Annotated in this window: 5 protein-coding genes; 2 read left to right on the top strand and 3 right to left on the bottom strand. The window is 48.6% G+C overall.

Translation table 11 applies throughout. The features are described from left to right. Positions 1 to 122 precede the first annotated feature (122 nt). Both AC23N5_RS29090 and AC23N5_RS29085 read left to right on the top strand, forming a co-directional pair. The gene (locus tag AC23N5_RS29090) at positions 123 to 1,715 is read left to right on the top strand and encodes a tetratricopeptide repeat-containing sensor histidine kinase (protein WP_487758207.1); all 1,593 of its coding nucleotides are present in this window, start codon (positions 123 to 125) and stop codon (positions 1,713 to 1,715) included. Further along, complete coding sequence (locus AC23N5_RS29085; RefSeq protein ID WP_487758206.1) at positions 1,716 to 2,360, top strand: response regulator; 645 nt, start codon at positions 1,716 to 1,718, stop codon at positions 2,358 to 2,360. It begins immediately after the preceding gene. 144 nt (positions 2,361 to 2,504) lie between these two features. Here the strand turns inward: AC23N5_RS29085 and AC23N5_RS29080 are convergent, their stop codons facing one another. From AC23N5_RS29080 to AC23N5_RS29070, 3 genes are all read right to left on the bottom strand, one after another. Continuing rightward, positions 2,505 to 10,406, bottom strand: coding sequence for an FG-GAP-like repeat-containing protein (locus AC23N5_RS29080; RefSeq protein WP_487758205.1), 7,902 nt, complete (start codon positions 10,404 to 10,406; stop codon positions 2,505 to 2,507). Positions 10,407 to 10,578: 172 nt separating this feature from the next. Continuing rightward, positions 10,579 to 12,249, bottom strand: a complete 1,671-nt coding sequence (locus tag AC23N5_RS29075; RefSeq protein ID WP_487758204.1) for a helix-turn-helix transcriptional regulator — start codon at positions 12,247 to 12,249, stop codon at positions 10,579 to 10,581. A 120-nt stretch (positions 12,250 to 12,369) separates the two neighbouring features. Beyond that, positions 12,370 to 21,438 carry a LamG-like jellyroll fold domain-containing protein gene (locus AC23N5_RS29070; RefSeq protein ID WP_487758203.1) on the bottom strand — a complete coding sequence of 3,023 codons (9,069 nt, stop codon included), beginning with the start codon at positions 21,436 to 21,438 and terminating at the stop codon, positions 12,370 to 12,372. Between the last annotated feature and the right edge of the window lie 84 nt (positions 21,439 to 21,522).

Genomic DNA, 21,522 nt, shown 5'->3' with positions numbered 1-21,522 from the left:
AGAAGAGGGGTTGGGGGTGAGGTAGGTTGAGGTTATAACAAAGTAGGGTAATTGTATGTACAGTACAAAGGTCTGTCAAAAAAAAACAAAAAGATATAAGGGTTAACCCTTATTTTTAGGTTATGAAAATCGGCTACTTTTATTTGTTTTGGATGGTTACTTTGTGTCACGTTTGGGGGCAAGAAACCCCAAGTCCGCTGCCCAAACCGTCGATAAACAAGCTGGGACTTGAAGTATATGTGCTCAACAACGCCTTCCGCTACGATTCGTCGATTGTGCTGCTCCGCCGCATGATTGATGCCCCAACGACCTCCAACGAAGACCGTTTCTACGCTTTTTTGTACCTTTCGCACACCTACAAACGGCTTTTTGACTACACCACCACGTTGGAGCAGCTAGACTCCGCCTTGTTTTATGGCCGCAAAACTGCCCACCGCGCCTATTTTGAAGCCAATATTTCCTGCCAAAAAGCGTATGTCTTATTTGATACCCACCGCTACGAGGAGGCCGACCAGCGAATGCAGCAACTTGCCCGCACCAACTACCAGTATTTGGACGAAGAGCAGCGGGCAAAAATCAACATGCAGGAAGCCTATTTGCTGTATTTGAAAAAACGCTACCCCAATGCGGAACGGCGCTACTACGAAGCCCTGACGCACCTCCAACGCAGCAGCACCTGCGACGTGCCGATGATTTATACCAAGCTCATTCAGCTCTACGAAAAAATGGGCGACGAAGCAGGAATGCGCAGAGCCGCCGCCCAATCCATCAAAGCCGCCGACTCCTGCAAAATCACCAAATACGGACTTTATACCTACGAAGAGCTGTACCGATCCTACGAACGCTTGGGCAATATTTCGGCGGCGTTCAACGCCCTCAAAGTCTATGATTCGCTCAACACCATTTACAAACAAGAGGAGCATTTGTCGGCGCTCAAAGACCGTGAATTAAAATACCAACAAGAAAAAAACAAAATCAACGAAAAGCTCTACCAGTCGAGTTTAAAAAACGAACAACAAAAGAACCTTATCCTGATAGGTATTTTGGTGACACTCTCGGGTTTTGTGGCGTATTTTATTTTGTGGCAACGAAAAAAACAATTGCAGACCGAAAAAGAAAGAAACTTACATTATACCAAACAACTGTTAGAAAAAACAGAAGAAGAACGCAAGCGAATTGCGGGAGATTTGCACGACAGTATCAACTATGAACTGTTGTCGCTCAAAAAAAGTGAGAAACAAGACCCCGAGGTGATCAATACGAAGATTGACCAAATCATCAACGACGTGCGGGTCATTAGTCGAAACTTGCACCCCGTGATGTTTGACAAAATTGGGCTAGAGCCCAACATCGAACAATTGATAGAGCGGTTTCAGGCCCAACATAACCTGATGGTTAGCACCGAGTTTGACTACCAAGGCTCGCTGAGTTCACAAGCAGAATTACAGCTCTATCGCATCATCCAAGAAGGCCTGACCAACATCATCAAGTATGCCAAGGCGCACGCGGCCAAAATTACCCTGACCGAATCTACCGAAAAAATCCACCTACAAATCCGCGACAACGGCGTAGGTTTTGACGTTGCCAAAACCCTGTCGAGCACCGATGCTTTCGGGCTCCACAACATCATAGAACGTAGCCGAATTATTGGAGGAACCACCCATATACAATCATCGCCCGAAGGCTCAGTGATTGATGTAGAAATAGCTAAGTAAATGAAAAACAACGTTTTAGAGAAAAACCCAGTGAGTGTCTTAATTGCCGACGACCATCCCCTTACCCTTTACGGCACCCAAGCGTTTGTGACGTCGCTGGGGTACAAGGTTGTACACATCTGCACCGATGGACTAGAAGCGTTTGAGTGGATTGTCAGGCACAAACCCAAGATGGCGATTTTGGACATCAGTATGCCCCAAATGGACGGCTTGGAAGTGCTAGAAAAGCTACATCAACGGGGCATTTCTACGCGCGTTATTCTGTTTACGATGCACAAAGAGGCCACGATTTACAAACGTGCTAAAAACATGGGTTTGTCGGGTTATTTGCTCAAAGAAGGTTCAGAAGATGAATTAAAATTGTGTTTGGAAACCGTTGCGCAAGGTGGAAAATACATGAGTAAATTGATTCTAAAAGAAGTAAACAAACACCAGAGCAACGAAAGTGAAGAGTTAACTTTTGCCGAAAAGAAAGTACTGGAACTCATCGCACAACAAAAAACCTCCAAGCAAATCGGTGATTTACTATTTATCTCGGAAAAAACGGTAGAAAAGCACCGTTCAAACATCATTCAAAAGCTAAATTTACCCAAAGAAAAAAACATACTTCTCCACTGGGCAATGAAGCATTTTTTAGAAAAATAAAGTTTTCAAAAGGCAAGTTTTTCAAGAAGCAAGTTAGCAAGGGGCAAAAGGCAAGGGGCAAGTTAGCAAGGGAAAAGTTTGCCCATTTGCCTCTTGCATTATTTGCCCCTTGCATTATTTGCCCTTTGCCTTACTTGCCCTTTACTACGGTGCTTTTACCACTTTCAAGGTGGCTTGTTGTGTTTCTGTCGTCACCTTCAAGAAGTACATTCCCGTCGGCAATTCACTTACCCCAAACTCCTCTTGATGGGTGTTAGTTTCGGGCACAAATTGACGACGTACGACCTCTCTACCAGAAGCATCCGTTAACATACTTTGCACCACTTGCCCCTTGCTGTCTTGAACCTTCAGGCGGAGAACGTTAGTCACAGGGTTGGGCATGACCGAAGCAAAAGACCCGTTATCCGACCCTTGCCATTTGCCATTTGCCTCTTGCCCTTCGCCTCTTGCTCCTTGCCCTTTGCCATTTGCCCCTTCGCTATCCGCTGTCCTCGCTGCTCCTACCCCTACTCCATCTCGCGACTGGATACGGAACCAGTATTCTTGGTAAGCCAACACATTACCCTGTGGTTTGCGGGTCGAGGGGTAAATGCTGCCCCAACCCTTTTGGTCCCAGTAACGAATGCCTAACTTGTACAATCCTTTGGGTAACCCTGCGTCATATACGTTACCGCCAGCACCGTTGTCTTGGTAAAAGCCGTACGCTGGATGGTTTTGGGCATAAAGCTCCGTCCAGCCCTCGCGGTTGGCATACATAAAGTACGGCACGTTGTTCTCGTGCGTGTTGAAGGAACGAATCACACCAGTCTCGGGCGTCGCCAACATATCGAACGTCAACGAGCCATCGGCACTTAATCCACAGGCTTCAACATTTATTGTCCAGTAGCGTGGGGCTGTCTTATTGGCATTTTCTACGTAATACAAAGTTGGATTTACCTGCGTGCTTTGCTCCAACTCAGGGCCACCATCACGCGTGATAAACTGACTACGCCACGCCGCGCGGTCATTGGTTCTGATGGCTGATTTTGATTCGCCAATGTTAATCAATGTCACCACAAACGCATCCCAATAAATATCTTTGTGAACACTTTCGGCACTTTGACAGCCACCGTCAAAGATACATTTTGCCCAGTACGTTTGCTTCGTCACGTTGTTAAAGGCCACTTCAAAACTTGGCGTAGTGACTCCCGTGTTCCAAAACGTCTCACTTCCTGCGGGGCAATTGGCTGATATTCTCACCGTTGTACCTGTGCAAACAATTTCTTGCGAAGCAGTAATCGCGGGAGCCACACCAACGGGTATCACCGTGTAGGTCACCACATTACTCTTTTCGCTCAAACAACCGCCACTCGCTTGACAACGAGCATAATAGGACGTCGTTTCCGTTGGCGTTTGGCTTGGCAAGGTAGGTAAAGCCACGTTCGTGCTCGCATGGTACCATATTGTTGTCAGCGCTCCGCAATTGGCCGTGCCGCTAAACGCCACGGGGCTACCGCAACCACTCGTTACGTTCAAACTCGCCACGGGAGCCGCCAACGAACCCGTAATTCGCAACCTCATCACCCCCGATTCCGTCTCTACGCACGAAGGCGTTCCGTCCGACTTGCGACAACGTACACGATAATTATGGTACTGTCCATCCACCAACTGCGTTGGAAGTGTACTACTATATTCGCCGCCATCCACTGAATAAAGTAGCATTTCTCCCACACCACAACTCGCGTTGAAAGCGAGGGTATTCCCTTCGATATTACATATTTCTTTGCTTTCACCCACATTTACCGTCACCCCATCGGCGACTAACGACACGTTCTGAGGAATCGAAGCACGGTAATTTATCGTCAACTCGATGGGACTCGTGTATGTCACGGAACAGTTCGCATCACAAGCTGCTTGGTAACGGTGGGGTTGGTTATTGGAGGATTGGGAAATTGGTGGATTGGGTGACCAATCGCCCCACGCACCACTGCCCATTTGTACGCGCCAAACGGGACTGCCCACTACGCAAGAACCCGTAACCGTAAACTGTACACCATTTTCAGGATTGGCATCCGTATCGCAGAAAGTTTGTGAATTACCTTCGTTCAAGGTTTGTTGTAATGTAGTAAGCGTAATCGTGGGTTTACCTTGTACCATCACCGTTGCGTTGCCGCTTTGGGCTTGGCTACAAGCCGTTGACGAACTTTCTGAGACACTTATCAAACTATACACAAACGTGCCTGCCGTTCCCGTCGGCACTGCCACCGTCACGCTATTCCCACTCGTAGTCGTCACCGTTTGGGGCGCTCCATCGTTGATTTTATAGGTAAACGTGTAGGGTGCTGTCGCATTTGCTCCCGTGAAGGTGATGCTCGGCGATGGACTGTTTTGACATACCGTCGTTGTGCCCGAAATCGTAGCCGTTGGCAGAGGATTCACCGTTACCGTCGCGCTACCCGTTTGTTCTTGACTACAAGCCGTTAATGAACTTTCTGAGACACTTACCAAACTATACACAAACGCCCCCGCTGTTCCCGTCGGAACTGCTACCGTCACGCTGTTGCCACTTGTCGTCGTTACCGTTTGTGTTGAACCATCGTTGATTTTATAAGTAAACGTGTAGGGTGCTGTCGCATTTGCTCCCGTAAAAGTGATATTCGGCGATGAACTGTTTTTACAAACCGTCGTTGTGCCTGAAATCGTCCCCGTTGGCAATGGGTTCACTGTCACCGTCGCGCTGCCCGTTTGGGCTTGACTACAAGCCGTTGACGAACTTTCTGAGATACTCACCAAACTATACACAAACGCTCCCACTGTGCCCGTCGGCGCTGCCACCGTCACGCTGTTTCCACTTGTCGTCGTTACCGTTTGGGGCGCTCCATCGTTGATTTTATAAGTAAACGTGTAGGGTGCTGTCGCATTTGCTCCCGTGAAGGTGATGCTAGGCGATGGACTGTTTTGACATACCGTCGTCGTGCCTGAAATCGTGGCCGTCGGCAGAGGATTTACCGTTACCGTCGCGCTGCCCGTTTGGGTTTGACTACAAGCCGTTGACGAACTTTCTGAGACACTCACCAAACTATACACAAACGCTCCCACTGTTCCCGTCGGCACTGCCACCGTCACGCTGTTTCCACTCGTGGTTGTCACCGTTTGCGGCGCTCCGTCGTCGATTTTATAGGTAAACGTGTAGGGTGCCATTGCATTTGCCCCCGTGAAAGTAATGGTCGGCGATGAACTGTTTTTACACACCGTCGTTGTCCCCGAAATCGTAGCCGTCGGTAATAAATTAACCGTAATCAATACAGAACTTGAAGTAGCCTCCGAGCACACCCCGCTTTTGACCACGGCCCTGAAATAAGTATCGGCAGTGAGGTTGCCGATGAGCGCGCTCGTTAGGGTGACTGATGTGGAGGAAATAGGAGTGGGACTGCTGAAGGAAGCATTAGCGGATTTTTCCCATCGAACCACGTTGCCCACCTGCCCGTTCAGGGTCAGATCGGCGGGGGAAGTACCTGAACAGATACTTTGAGCAGAACTAAGCGTACCACCCACACTGACGGGATCAACCGAAAGAGGCGCAGAGTTGGTGGCAGGAGTTTCACAGCCGTTGGCCGCCGTGATTTTGGATAGTTGCAGCGTGCCACTGACGGGCGAAGCAATGACAGCCGAAGCACTGCCGCTGCTGACGGTGATAGGAGCGGTTTGGGTACTGCCGCTGTTTATTTTATAACTGACACTCGCATTGCCGCTGAAAGGCGTGCGGTTTTCATACCAAGCGATCTTGTCGTCACTAAGAGACGCTGACAACACATCCAAATCCCCGTCCCCGTCCAAATCTGCCGCATATACTGAGAGAGCTGAAATCGCTGAGGAACTGATCACCCTTTGGGACCCGAAGCCTCCACTGCCGTTGTTTTCGTACCACGCGATTTTGTTGTCATTGGGAGAGGCCGACAGCACGTCCATATCCCCGTCCCCGTCTAAATCCGCCGCATACACTGACTGGGCAAAGCCTGCCTCAGTACTGATAATATTCTGTGGCCCGAATCCGCCGCTGCCGTCGTTTTCATACCAAGCAATCTTGTTCCCACTGCGACAAGCCGACAGCACATCCATATCCCCGTCCCCGTCCAAATCTGCCGCATACACTGACTTGGCCAAACCTGCCTCAGTACTGATAATCAGTTGCGGTCCAAATCCGCCGTTGCCGTCGTTTTCATACCAAGCGATCTTGTTGTCATTTTGGGAGGCCGACAGCACATCTACATCCCCGTCTCCGTCCAAATCCGCCGCATATACTGTATTGGCAATATCTGCCGCAGTACTGATTACCTTCTGCGACCCAAATCCGCCGTTGCCGTCGTTTTCATACCAAGCGATCTTGTCATCACCAAGAGAAGCTGACAACACATCCGAGTCTCCGTCCCCATCCAAATCTGCCGCATAGACAGAGTTCGCCGAACTCGCTGAGGTACTTATCACCCTTTGAGACCCGAACCCTCCGATGCCGTTGTTTTCGTACCAAGCTATCTTGTTGTCGAACTCAGAAGCCGATAACACATCCAAATCCCCGTCGCTGTCCAAGTCCACCGCAAAGACAGAGCTGGCCGCATTGGTCAAAACGCTGATCTCGATTTGGGGGCCAAATCCGCCATTGCCGTTGTTTTGATACCAAGCGATCTTATCATCTTCGCGAGAGGCCGACAGCACATCCAAATCCCCGTCTCCGTCCAAATCTGCCGCATACACCGACTTAGCCCCATTCGCCGAGGTAGTGATGGCTGAGCGGGTTTGGAAACCGCGGTTTTGCACAAACCCACTGAGGGATAAGCTTGCATTCGAGCCCGCACACACGGGCGCGATGGGCGCTAAAGTGAGCCCTTTCAAGTCGGGGCGTGGCAGGTGGCGGAGTTGGGTGGTTTTGCCCGTACTTGTGGCGCAAGGGCCGCCGTTACTTATTTTGAGTAAGGTCAGCAGCCCTGCTTTAGGAGCCGTCAGGGTAAGGGAGGCACTGCCCGCACTCACGGGTACGATCACCGTTTGAGGAATGCCACCACCGACGGTGTAGGTCACGGTGGCATTGCCGCTGAAAGGCGTGCGGTTGTCATACCATGCAATCTTGTCATCAAACTCAGAGGCCGCCAGCACGTCTAAGTCCCCGTCCCCGTCTAAGTCCGCCGCATACACTGACCAAACCCCGTTAACGGAGTTGCTAATGGCGGGTTGGGCGATAAAACTCCCACTGCCGTCATTTTGGTACCAAGTAATCTTGTTAACAGAGGCCGACAAAACGTCCCAATCTCCGTCCCCGTCCAAATCTGCTGCATAGACCGATCGGGCATCATCCGCTAAGTTGCTGATGGGCGTTTGGGTGGTGAAGTTCCCATTGCCGTCATTTTTATACCAAGCGATCTTGTTATCAAATATAGAAGCCGATAGCACGTCTATATCTCCGTCGTTGTCTAAGTCTGCCGCATACACGGACCAAGCCCCGATAGCAGTAGTGCTGATGGCGGGTTGGTCGGTGAATCTCCCACCGCCTTCGTTTTTGTACCAAGCGATTTTGTAGTCATTGGAAGAGGCCGACAACACGTCCATATCGCCGTCCCCGTCCAAGTCCGCCGCATACACCGAGCGGGCATCATCCGCCGAGGTGCTGATGGGGGTTTGGGCGGTGAAGCCCCCGCTGCCATCGTTTCGGTACCACGCGATCTTGTTATCATTGTTAGACGCCGACAGCACATCCATATCGCCGTCCCCGTCTAAGTCTGCTGCAAATACCGATTGAGTCCCAGCCGCGGAGGTGCTGATAGCAGGTTGAGCCGTAAAAATACCATTGCTGTTGTTTTGGTACCACGTGATTTTATTATCATATAAAGAAGCCGAGAGCACATCCAAATCCCCGTCTCCGTCCAGGTCCGCCGCATATACAGAAGAAGCTCCGTTGGCGGTGGTGCTGATGGGGGGTTGGACGGTAAAGCTCCCGTTACCATTGTTTTTGTACCACTCGATTTTATTGTCGCCAAAAGAAGCCGAGAGCACGTCCAAATCTCCATCGCCGTCCAAGTCCGCCGCATACACTGACCTGGCTTTATTGGCTGAGGTGGTGATGGGTGGTTTGGTTTGAAAACTACGGGTTTGCACAAATCCACTGAGGGATAAACTCGCATTCGAGCCTGCACACACGGGGGCGATGGGGGATAAAGTCAGGTCTTTCAGATCAGGACGGGGCAGGTGGCGGAGTGGGGTAGATTTACTTACCCCCGCCGAGCAGCCGGCAGCATTGGCTATTTTGAGGACGGTGACAGCCCCTGCTTTAGGAGCCGTCAGGGTGAGTGTGGCACTGCCCGCATTGACGGGTACGGTCACTGTTTGGGGCACCCCGCCTCCGGCGGTGTAGGTCACCGTGGCATTGCCGCTGAAAGGCGTGCGGTTTTCATACCACGCGATTTTGTTGTCATTAAAAGAAGCTGAGAGCACATCCTTATCCCCGTCTCCGTCTAAATCTGCTGCATATACCGACCAAGCCCCCATCGCGGAGGTGCTTATAGTTTGTGTTGTAAAAGTCCCGCTGCCATTGTTCTCATACCAAGCGATTTTGTTGTCAAACTCAGAAGCAGACAACACATCCATATCTCCGTCTCCGTCCAAATCCTCCGCATACACTGAAGCAGCAAAATCTGCCGAAGCACTGATTACATTTGCAAAACCGAATCCGCCGCTGCCGTTGTTTTCGTACCAAACGATATTATCATCCCCGGAAGCCGACAGCACGTCCAAATCCCTGTCCCCGTCTAAATCCGCCGCATACACCGCTCGGGGACTCGAGCCATAAATACCAATCACGATTTCGGGTCCGAATCCCCCGGTTCCGTCGTTTTTGTACCATTCGATTTTATTATCAATAAAAGAAGCCGACAGTACGTCTAAGTCTCCATCTCCGTCTAAGTCGGCGGCATACACCGAATGGGCCCCACTGGCCGACGAACTGATTACCTTTTGGGTCCCAAATCCGCCACTGCCGTCATTTTCATACCAAGCGATCTTGTTGTCATTCAGGGAAGCTGACAGCACGTCCATGTCCCCGTCCCCGTCCAAATCCTCCGCATATACCGAAAAGGGTGAACTAACCGCAACACTGATTACATTTTCGGAGCCGAATCCGCCGCTGCCGTTGTTTTCATACCAAACGATCTTACTATTGTAAGCCGACAGCACATCCAAATCCCCGTCCCCGTCCAAATCCGCCGCATACACCGAGCGAGCATCGTTGGCGGCAGTGCTGATTACAATTTCTGAACTCAAGCCCCCATAGCCGTCGTTTTTGTACCACGCGATTTTGTTGTTATTGGAAGAAGCCGACAGCACATCCATATCCCCATCTCCATCCAAATCCGCGGCATACACCGAACGAGCCCCATTGGCTGAGGTGCTGATGGCCGGTTTGGATTGAAAACTGCGGGTTTGGACAAAGCCGCTGAGGGATAAGGCCGCATCTGAGCCCGCACAAACGGGAGTGATGGGAGCAAGCGTAAGCGATTGCAATTCGGGGCGGGTACTTACCGTGACCGTTCCGGTGGCGTCAGTAAAACCGCTGCTGCGGGTGCCCCCGTCTGCCCCCGTCACTTTCAGTAATGTATAGGTCTTGGTGGCGGTGGTTTTGCTCATAGCGTTGAAAGGGGTACCACTCGTTACCCCCGTTTGGGTACGGATGGCATTGCCGTCGGTGTAGCGTACCGTAAAGGGTCCTGTCCCCGCCGTGGCGGTAAAAGTGAGGGTGGCCTGTGCGCCGGGGCAGATGGCGTTACCGCTCAGGCTGCCCTGCGGCGTCACTTGGGCCAAAAGCCCGAAAGAAAAAATGCACAGAAGCAGGGTAAGGTAGCGTAATTTTGCGTTCATAAAGCGTTGGGTTTGCATCTTGTGTTGGAGGTCGTAGAGTTGTTTTTCCAAGTTTTTCAATTGTTTTTGATAACCATACCAACACCCCGCCACCAACACTCCAAACAGAAGTACTAGCAGTAGTAGCACAAACTTAGGTTGGCGATATAGTTTCGGAATTGGCATAGTTAAAACTACCCAATGCGCTCCCTAAACGCCAAATTTCAAGCGTTGCAAAAACGTTGCAATTTACAACACACTCACCATCAACTTGTTACAAGCCAAAAACGCTCTTACTTAGGAAAAGAGCAAAAGTAGTCGTCTTCTGAGGAGACAGTACGAAGGAATAAAAACGGGTCTATTCGCCCATCATTTCGAGCCATTTTTCTAGGCTTTCTTCTTCGGGAAGCTGCACTTTTTTACGTAAACGCGACCAAGTAGAGCGCACACTCACGGGGGAAACCCCCAACATGCTGGCCATTTCTTTGGTGGACAATTGCAATTTTGCCAAAGCAATAAAACGAATTTCGGCAGGGGTAAGCGTCGGAAATTTCTCCTTCACCCGACGCAAATACCCTCCGTGGACTTTCTCAAAAAGCGCACGAAAATCCTCCCATTGCTCGTCGGTCAAAATCGTTGCTCCTTGTAACTGCTCAATGAATTCGTTTTTCTCCAAAACACGCTGCGTAAAATGTTGCAGTTGCTGCTTGGCTATTCCAAGCTCTTGTTCTTTTATTTGCAGTTGCTGTACCGAAATCAATTGATCTTGCAGGTGGTTTTTTCGTTGGTTTTGATAAACGTAAACCGCCAATGCAAAGCCAATCAACAGCAGCAGCAATACGCCATTTCGCTCTTTTTCTTTTAAGGCACGTTGGGTTTCGATGCTAGTCATTTCCGCACGATGCTGGCGTAGCTGATTGGCTTGCACGGCTCGTAAGATTTTTCGCGCACTAAATTGTCGTTGCAAACTGTCCTTCACCCAGTCTGCCGAATCGGAATACATCATGGCCAATTGCGGCTGACCCGTTTGAACATATAATTTCAGTAGCCAAGGATAAACTACGTTATACAGCTCAAATTCTCGTTGACTATCGGCATATTTTTTAGCTTCCAACAACAGTAGTTGGGCTTCCTTCTCTTTGCCTTTTAAGAGCGCAATCGCCCCCAGTGCTGTCTGTACCTTTACCACCATTTGCCATTCTTCTTTGAATTTAACCATCGAAAGTGACCGACGAAGAAGCGCCTCGGCTTGTGCGTAGTTTTTTCTGGTAAAAGCATTCAAACCGAGCTCACCGTAACTGACTCCCAGCCACGACGTATCTCTCTGACTAATAGAAGCTTGCAATGAAACCTTAAAATAATAATCTGACGAATCTAATTGATTTTGTTTTCGGAAACAAATCCCCAGCAATCCATAATTTCGGCACAAATGCGCCGTTTCTCCCGCCTCTAACTCACTTTGAATAGATGCTTTTGCTAACTCAATGGTTTTGGGATAGTCGTCGAAATAGTAATAAGCAGAGGCTAACTCTTTGAGGCAATTGGTTTTATCAGGAAAGGTACGTTTACTTACGTTTTTGACCAGTTCATACATGCGCAAAAAATGTTCAAAAGCCAATTCGTAGTTTTTAATCCGATAAAAATACGTCACGCCAAAATGCTTTTCTACGGAGGCTTCTTGCAGTAATCTTTTTTGTTGGGCAATCTTCAATGTACGGTTTAAAACGCTGAGCGCTAATTGGTCAGAATACTTTGTTCGGTACAGAAAAAAACTCAACTCCCCCATGTACGTATCCATTTCTAAGCCTTCGTCTTTATGAGCTATCGCTAGTTGGCGAATCCCCAAAAGTTCTTTAAAAAACAACGCCGAATCGTATTGGACATTGACGGTTTTTTCAGCCCAAAAATTCCCCCACTCTTTAGCTCGTCCTCGGTAGTCTTTGTGTAAAAAGCGCTCATATTGCGCATTTACCGACAAACTACCAAGTAAAAAAAGCAAGCTAACGTTTATTAGGGTTTTGAGTTTCATTTTTATATCCTTGCATAGACCTACAAAGATATACCATATTCTTTTTAGGTGCTTTTTATTTACAAAAAAGGGAACCCAAACTTAATTGGATTCCCTTGTCATGGCTTTTTCAGACAAAAACTATTCTACCTTCACCACTTTCAAAGTAGCTTGTTGCATCTCCGTCGAGACCTTCAAGAAGTATATTCCCATCGGCAACTCACGCACCCCAAATTCTTCTTGGTGGGTGTTGGTTTCGGGCACAAATTGACGACGCAAAACTTCCCGACCCGAAGCATCCGTCAACGCAGCTTGCACTGTTTGCCCCTTGCTGTCTTGCACTTTCAAGCGCAGAATGTTTGTGACAGGGTTGGGGAGAACAGTCGCGAAGGTGCCGTTATCCGTTATCGGTTGTCCGTTATCCGAACCTTGCCATTTGCCATTTGCCCCTTGCCCTTCGCCTCTTGCTCCTTGCCCTTTGCCATTTGCCTCTTCGTTATCCGCTGTCCTCGCTGCTCCTACCCCTACCCCATCTCGCGATTGAATGCGGAACCAGTATTCTTGGTAAGCCAACACATTACCCTGTGGTTTGCGGGTAGAGGGGTAAATGCTGCCCCAGCCCTTTTGGTCCCAATAGCGAATGCCTAACTTGTACAAGCCTTTGGGTAACCCTGCATCATATACGTTACCCCCCGCTCCATTGTCTTGGTAAAAACCGTAGGCTGGATGGTTTTGGGCATAAAGCTCCGTCCAGCCATCACGGTTGGCATACATAAAGTAGGGTGTATTATTCTCGTGCGTGTTGAAGGAACGAATTACGCCAGTCTCGGGCGTCGCCAACATATCGAACGTCAACGAGCCATCGGCACTTAATCCACAGGCTTCAACATTTATTGTCCAGTAGCGAGGGGCTATCTTATTGGCATTTTCTACGTAATATAAAGTTGGATTTACCTGCGTGCTTTGCTCCAATTCAGGGCCACCATCACGCGTGATAAACTGACTACGCCACGCCGCGCGGTCATTGGTTTTGATGGCTGATTTTGATTCGCCAATGTTAATCAACGTCACCACAAACGCATTCCAATAAATATCCTTGCGAACACTTTCGGCACTTTGACAGCCACCGTCAAAAAGACACTTTGCCCAGTAGGTTTGCTTCGTCACATTATTGAAAGCGACCTCGAAACTTGGCGCAGTGACGCCCGTGTTCCAAAACGTCTGACTTCCTGCGGGACAGTTGGCCGATACTCGAACAGTAGTCCCCGTACAAACAATCTCTTGGCTTGCCGTAATCACGGGCGCAACTTGCGTTGGGGTTAACGTAAACGTCACCACGTTGCTCTTTTCACTCACACAACCATTTTCCGTCTGACAACGAGCGTAGTACGACGTCGTTTGGCTTGGAACGGTCGAAGGTAAGCTTGGCAAAGCAACGTTCGTGGTGGCATTGTACCAAACTGTGCGCAAACTGCCACACGTTGATTGTCCACTGAAACTCGCCGATGGGTTACAACTGCTTGTCGATGACAATGATACCGTCGGCGCTGCTGGTATGACCACCAATTTTAACCGCATTACCCCAGACTCTGACTCCACACACGATGGCGTGCCGTCTGATTTGCGGCAACGTACGCGGTAATTATGGTACTGATTATCTACCAAGCCAACGGGTATGCCCGCGCTATATTCGCCGCCATCGACGGAATAAAGAATCACTTCGCCCGTGGCACAGTTCGCATTAAAAGTTAGGCTAGTAGTCACCAAACTACACACTTCCTTCGTCTCGCCTACGGCAACTGTCACACCGTCCACCAATAAAGACACATTTTGAGGAATGGAAGCTCGGTTATTAATTGTCAATTCAATCGGACTCGTGTAAGTCACAGAACAGTTCGCATCGCAGGCCGCTTGGTAGCGGTAGGGTTGGTTATTAGATGATTGGGAAACTGGGGCTGTCGCCGACCAGTTGCTCCATGCGCCAGTACCCACTTGCACTCGCCAAACGGGATTACCCACCACACACAAACCCGTAACATTAAACTGTAAACCGTTAACAGTATTCGCATCCGTGTCGCAGAAAACTTGGCTGTTGCCTTCGTTTAACGTTTGTTGTAAGGTTGTCAATGTAATTGTGGGTTTGCCTTGTACCGTCACCGTCGCGCTACCTGTTTGTGCTTGGCTACAATTAGTTGGATTTGATACCGATTCCAATGTAAAACTAATCACCCCCGAAACATTGGTTGGAACGGGAACGACAACGCTATTATTGCTTCCTGTTGTTTGTACAGTTTGAGGTGCACCTTCATTAACTTTATACGTAAACGTGTAGGGAGTTATCCCGTTTTGCCCCGTAAATGTAATGCTCGGCGAAGGACCGTTTAGACATACCAAGGCTGTACCTGTAATCAGTGCGATTGGCTTGCTGGGGTCGTTCAGTGTCGTTGAAACGGCATTTGTTACACAGGCTCCATAGGTAGCCACTATCTCGGTATAATTTCCTGCCCCTAACCCCGTAAGCGTAATTACCCCACTGCCATTGGAGGTAAAATTGGCAGCGGCAACCTCCACATTATTCTTTTTATACGTCACGCTATACGTGGTAGCATTTAGGAACCCACCCAGCACAATGCTACCATTGCCCCCCCCGCACGTAGTAGGGTGAGTTGCGCTGACCGACGGGGTAATTGCTGCTGGCAGAGCCAACTGATATTCATACGCACCCATGTCCACTTTTCCGCCCACAATACGCGGATTACCTGCCATATCGGTTACGGCCGCACCCGCATTATCACCTGCATTGATAGCGGGCGAACAAGCTTGCAAACCCAAATCTCCGTTGGGGACATTCACAAACAATGGGTCGGCATCCTTATTGCCTGTACCCGAAAAGCCCCCTTTGATGATGGAATATGTAACCACTGGCAAGCCCGAGCCAATACTTATACCCGTATTTTGTCCCCAAATGATTGAATTTTTTATCGTTGGCGCTGAGCTTATAGTCATCATTTCGCCTCCACCATCGGTGGTTGCATTTCCAGCCATTGTTACGTGGTTGAAGTTTGCATTGGAAAACCTGACCAAACCTCCCCCTCCCTGAACGGCTGAGTTGCCCCAAAATAGCGCATTAACAAAGGTAGGAGTGGCTCCCAGAAGATAAACTCCCCCGCCGTCAAGCTCTGCTTTGTTTTTCACAAATGAAACATTGGTTAAACTACTTGACGAATTGGCAATAAACGCTCCTGCACCATTTGATGCGCTGTTGGCGGTAATTAGGAGGTTTTCCAACGTTGGAGAAGATAAACCAATAAACAAACCTCCACCAGCGTCAGTTGAGGAAGCGTTAGCGTTTCCTCCCGTTATGGTAAATCCATCCAAAACTGCCGTGCTTGTGAGTCCATTGTTATCATTTTTGACCACATAGAAGCTATTTTCCGCTGTATTGGAGATATTTAACGAACTACCACTTCCCGTTATCACATCATCCCCGTTCAGGTCGCCACTAAGAACAGTAACATTTGTTTTCCAATTGCGATCTGCAAAAGTCGGAGTACCTATTGCAGGGAAACCACCATAAATTTTCACCCCAGCTTTCATGACAAAAGATTCCGAGCGAGAAGTACCTGGCTTGTAGGTACCAGCTGCCACCCATACTTGTTCTACGCAATTGGCATTAATCATCGCTTGCAAATTTCCTGAAGCGTCGGCCCACGAACTCCCCGACCCTGATGCTCCTGCTTTGACATAGCGAATAGCGGACGTCGGTTTGGCCGCGACCCAGTTCGATGTGCTTCCGTTTAGGGCAAAACCGTTCAACGTACCCGCATACACGTTGGGGTCGGCCGCATTAGCCAGCTTTGAAATATTCGTATTATTGCCGTTGGCACCCCCGTGGTCAAATTGATAGTACATCAACAAACCCGTTTGGGGAAGGGATAAACCACCGCACAGCCCTGCCTGTATCTCTGCTTGCGTTCGAGCAACATTCCAAATTCTTAGCTCATCAATACTACCATTTGTGTACTCTGGCGTTGAAGAAGACCCGTTGTTATTTCCTAACGTCAGACCTGTGTCAAAGGCGGTCAGCGGATAAGCCATCCCAAATTTTTGTTCGACCAATTCCCCGTCCAAATACGATTTAAAGCCGTTTTGGTCGAATCTTTGCCATGTCATCGCAATGTGGTGCCAATTTCCGTCGGTAGCAGCCTGGCCTACCGATACGCCAACACTACTTCCTCCAAAACCAATGGTATGGGTATAACTACCCGCTGAGCCATAACCCGAACTGATAAACTGATTTCCCGCTTTAAGAAACACCGCCGAACGAATGTCTGAGCCTTTGAACCAGTATTCAATGGTAAAGTTATCTCCAAGGTTCAAAGGTACAGGCGTACAGTTGGCCGCATTGGTTGTGGAAATACTTACAAAGTCGTTGCTACCGTCAAAATTCAGCGCGTTGTTGGTAGTGACGGCAGGTAGATTAAAAGTGGAGCTCTGCTTATTCCCTTGAAACTCAAACGCTCCCATGTCCACCGTACCTCCATTGAAAACACGAGTAGCCCCCGCTCGGTCAGTGGTCATTCCCGAAGGCACACTGCCATTGTCCCCTGTGTTGATGGCACAAGACTGCGCTTGCAGGCGAAAGTTACCGTCGGAAGGAGCCACAAACAGTGGGTCAATGTTTAAATTCCCGTTCCCTACATAGCCTCCCTGCACAATTGAGTTGGCCACACTGACAGTACCACCGATTTGCACAATTTCATTGGTACCGTTGCCATTTCCCCAAAGGATATTGTTGGTCAAGGTCATGTTAGTGGAGAAGGTCCGAAGTGCTCCACCGCTGTTGGCGCTATTGCCCGTAAATGTATTGTTAACCAACAACATTCCTCCCCCAAAGAAGGTATGTAAACCTCCCCCATCTCGGGAAGAATTGCCCACAACGAGGTTATTGACCAGCGTATTAGTGCCGTTGTAAATGTAGCCACCTCCTCCGTTATTTGACGATTGATTTTCCGAAATGGTATTACTTTCTAGCGTGATGTTGCTATCTTTTGTGTAAATACCACCGCCATTTGACGATTGATTTTTGGTAATGGTGTTATTTTTCAAGGTGGTGGTTCCACCAAAAATGTACATCCCGCCCCCCTCACTACGACTGACTGATTGACCATTAATTGTTACCGAAGAACTTCCCGTTGCATTTCCTCCCGCAATGGTGAAACCGTCCAATTCTATGGTAGGTGTGGTATTCGAAAAAGTAGCAACCACTACGTGATACGTATTTTCATCGGCATTGGCAAAATTAGCCCCGTCGTTTCCCAAAAGGTCGCCGCTCAAAATGGTAGGATTGGCTGCGATGTTTCGGTCATTTACCGATGTTTCGTTTCCTGCAAACCCTCCGTACAATTTCACTCCATTTTTGAGTAAAAAATAATAGTCACGGTTCGTACCACAATTAGTACATCCTGGCGAGCTACTGGGCTTGTACGTCCCTGCGGCCACCCACACTTGTTGCACACAGCTAGCACCAATCATCGCTTGTAGATTCCCCGAAGCATTTGCCCAATCACTTCCATCGCCCGTACCTCCTGGTTTGACATAACGTATAGGGGGACCTGTCGGAGCAGCTACCCAGTTCGAGGTACTTCCATCCAACGCAAAACCATTCAACGTACCTATGTAAGTATTGTTAGGATCGGCAAGATTAGTCAACTTCTTCACGTTTGCGTTGGTGCCGTTGACAGCACCGTGGTTAAATTGATAATACATCAATAAACCCGTTTGAGGGAGCGATAAATTACCACATTGCCCCGCCTGTATCTCCGCTTGCGTTCTGACTACGTTCCAAACTTTTACTTCGTCTAAGCTACCGTTCAAAAATTCACCCGTTCCATTCAACGAGCCCAAAGACAAACCAGCACTAAAAGAAGGCAAATCGGTGTTTGTGGCATTTTTTTGCTCTACCAATTGGCCATCTAGGTACGATTTGAAACCATTAACAGCTCCCTTTTGCCAAGTCACGGCCACGTGATGCCAATTGCCATCGGTAGCAGCTGCCCCTACGGCTACCCCGTCGGTACCTCCGCTGTTGGAGAGAATATGCTTAAAGTTACCAGCCGTCCCCCAACCCGAACTGATGTAGTTAGCACCGCTTTGAAAACGCACCGCCGACTGGATGTTGGTGCCTTTGAACCAATACTCAATGGTAAGGGCATCGCTGAGGGTAAGGGTGGCTGAGGTACAATTAACGGGGCTTACGGGTGCCAAACTGACGTAATCATTGGTCCCGTCAAAATGAAGGGCGTTGTTAGTGGTTATGCTGGGTGATACGATTTGTCGTGCACCTTGGTACTCGTAAGCACCCATATCGACCGTGCCGTTGTTATAGATACGCGGGTTTTTATCAAAATCCGTTTCTCCCGAAACGACAACCGAATTTGTTCCGCCATCAATGGCACACGAAAAAGGAGTTACGTTGAAATTTCCATTGGCGGCATCCAAAAAATCTGGGTCAGCGCTGCGATTTCCCGTTCCAGCATACCCCCCCTGAACGATTGAATAACTAATACCAGTGCCTCCTCCCGTATTGGCTACTGGGGCATCTTTCCCCCAAATGATGCTATTGGCGATGGTAACACTCGCACCCGTTGCACTCTCAATGAGACGGGTAGTAGCACTGTGGAGTGTACTGTTTTTTAGGTTGGGGGATGAATTTTCAAACTTAATAGCCGAAGTGGCACCGCGATTATTGTAAAATTGGCAGTTGGAAATCGTCAGATTAGAAAAGGCTACCGCCATCCCTCCAGCGAGTCTTCCAAAATTATTTCTCAGAATACAGTTTTGAATAACGGGTGAGTTACCATAAATGTAAATACCACCTCCTGAATTATATGAATTATTAACGTCATTTCTATCATCTGCATAGCCATCCGAAATGATGAACCCGTCAAGCGTCGTCGGGTTTGGAGAACTACCTCCAATATCAAGGATGGAGACGACATGAAATGCGTTATCTTTTTCGTCGTTAACATTTCCAATATTACCGCTCAAAATGGTCGGATTAAGTACCCAGTTTCTGTCGGCTAACGTGGGGTTGTTGGTAGCAGGAAACCCACCCAAGAGCTTCACGCCGTTTTTCAAAGCAAAGGTAATACCCACATTGGCTGTTGCCGTGGTGGGCTTGTAAGTCCCTGCGGCTACCCATACTTCTTCCACGCAACTGGCATCAATCATGGCTTGTAAATCACCCGACGCATCGGCCCACGAAGTACCCGTTCCTGACGCCCCCGCTTTGACGTAGCGGATTTTTGAGGTCAATTTACCTGCCACATAGTTGGAGGTGTTTCCACTGAGACTGAAGTTTTTCAATTCTCCCAACAACTGATTTCCATTGACACTGTTTAGGAGTGCGTTATTTGCCGAATTGGTGCCACTTGCCGTACCGTGATTAAATTTATAATACAGCACTAGGCCCGTCTGAGGCAAACTCAATTCCCCACAAAGACCCGACTGTATTTCGGATTGTGAACGTGCTACATTCCACACTCGCACCTCATCTAAGCTGCCATTCATAAATTCATCTATTCCATTGAATGAACCTAAGGTTAGCCCGCCGCTAAATGAAGGCAAATCTGTATTGGCTGCGTCTTTTTGTTCTACCAATTGCCCATCTAAATAGGATTTAAAGCCATTAGCAACACCTCTTTGCCAAGTAACGGCTACATGGTGCCAGTTGCCATCAGTAACGGTTGTTCCCACGGCTACCCCATTAGTACCTCCGCTGTTGGAGAAAATATGCTTAAAGTTACCAGCTGTAGCTGTGCCCCAACCCGCACTGATATAGTTAGCGCCGCTTTGGAAACGTACTGCCGACTGGATATTGGTTCCTTTAAACCAGTATTCGATTGTAATAGCATTGCCGCCAGCCAGCGAAACAGGCGTACAATTAGACGTGTTTACTCCTTGAATTTCAACAAAGTCGTTTACCCCGTCAAATTGAAGGCTATTATTGGTTGTTTCGGTGGGGAAGGATTTAGCTTGATAATTACCTTGGAACTCATACGCGCCCAAGTCCACCGTCCCATTGTTGAAAAAGCGCGGATTCCCCCCCGCATCAGTCAACACATCCGAAGGAACCGCTGAGTTGTTGCCCGCGTTAATCGCACAGGACGAAGCTTGTAATCGAAAATCTCCGTTAGCAGCATCCATAAACTGGGGGTTACTGCCAAGGTTGCCACCGTCACCACCCTCAATAATTGAATTGGCGGTAACAAGCGATCCTTCCTGTCGAGTAATACCGCTGTTACCATTCCCCCAAATAATACTATTACGGATAGTTATATCAGAAGATGAGCCTTCCAATGCAGCCCCGCGACCCGCATAATTACCGACCATTGTTACATTAATAAGGGTTGGGTACGCCGTATTATTACTGATTCCTCCCCCTGAACTTTGGGCATAATTTCCCGTAAATACCGTATTAATGAAGGTAGCCCGTGTGTAGTGATTGACGACTGCCCCTCCCCATTCAACAGCATAGTTTTTTTCAAACTGAGTATTTAAAACTGTACCAGGGCTAAAACTCGAATACAACCCGCCCCCTCTTCCTGCTGAATTTCCGATAAAAAGGACATTTTCAATTGAAGTGTAGGCGTTTTCGGTGAGTATTCCACCACCACTATTTTGAGGGGACGAACTCCCATTTGCATTGCCTCCTTTTATAATAAAACCATTTAATACTGTCGTATTTGTTGTCCCACTCAATAAAATCACCACATGACGGCTATTTTCGTCGTTGCCTGTGATACTCAACGTACTACCACTTCCAGTAACCTGATCGTTATTATTCAAGTCACCACTTAGAATTGTTAGGTTGGTCTTCCAGTTACGGTCAGCCATCGTTGGCTCACCAGAAGCAGGAAAACCTCCGTACATTTTCATCCCTGATTTTATGGAAAAAGAGACATTACGATCGCCTGTGCTACTGGGCTTGTAGGTACCTGTGGCTACCCATACTTGCTCGCCATCAGCCGAGGCATTAATCATCGCCTGTAAATCGCCTGAGGCATTGGCCCACGAAGAACCATCACCCGTACCGCCTTCTTTAACGTAGCGAATGGTTTGGGCATGACTATTTCCCGCAGCAATAAGTAAGGAGAATAAGCTACCCACTAGCAGTAGCGCGCATCGAAAAAGTAAATGACTTTTCATTTTGAGTAAGGCAAAATATGAACAGTCACAAAGAAAGAAGGCAGCTCGCAAAGCCATGTTGCAACAACGGTACACGTAGGTTTC

This window comes from Runella sp. R5_40 (genome assembly GCF_057652295.1).
Note: the sequence above shows the minus strand (reverse complement) of the source record. Positions and strands in the feature narration are given on the sequence as shown.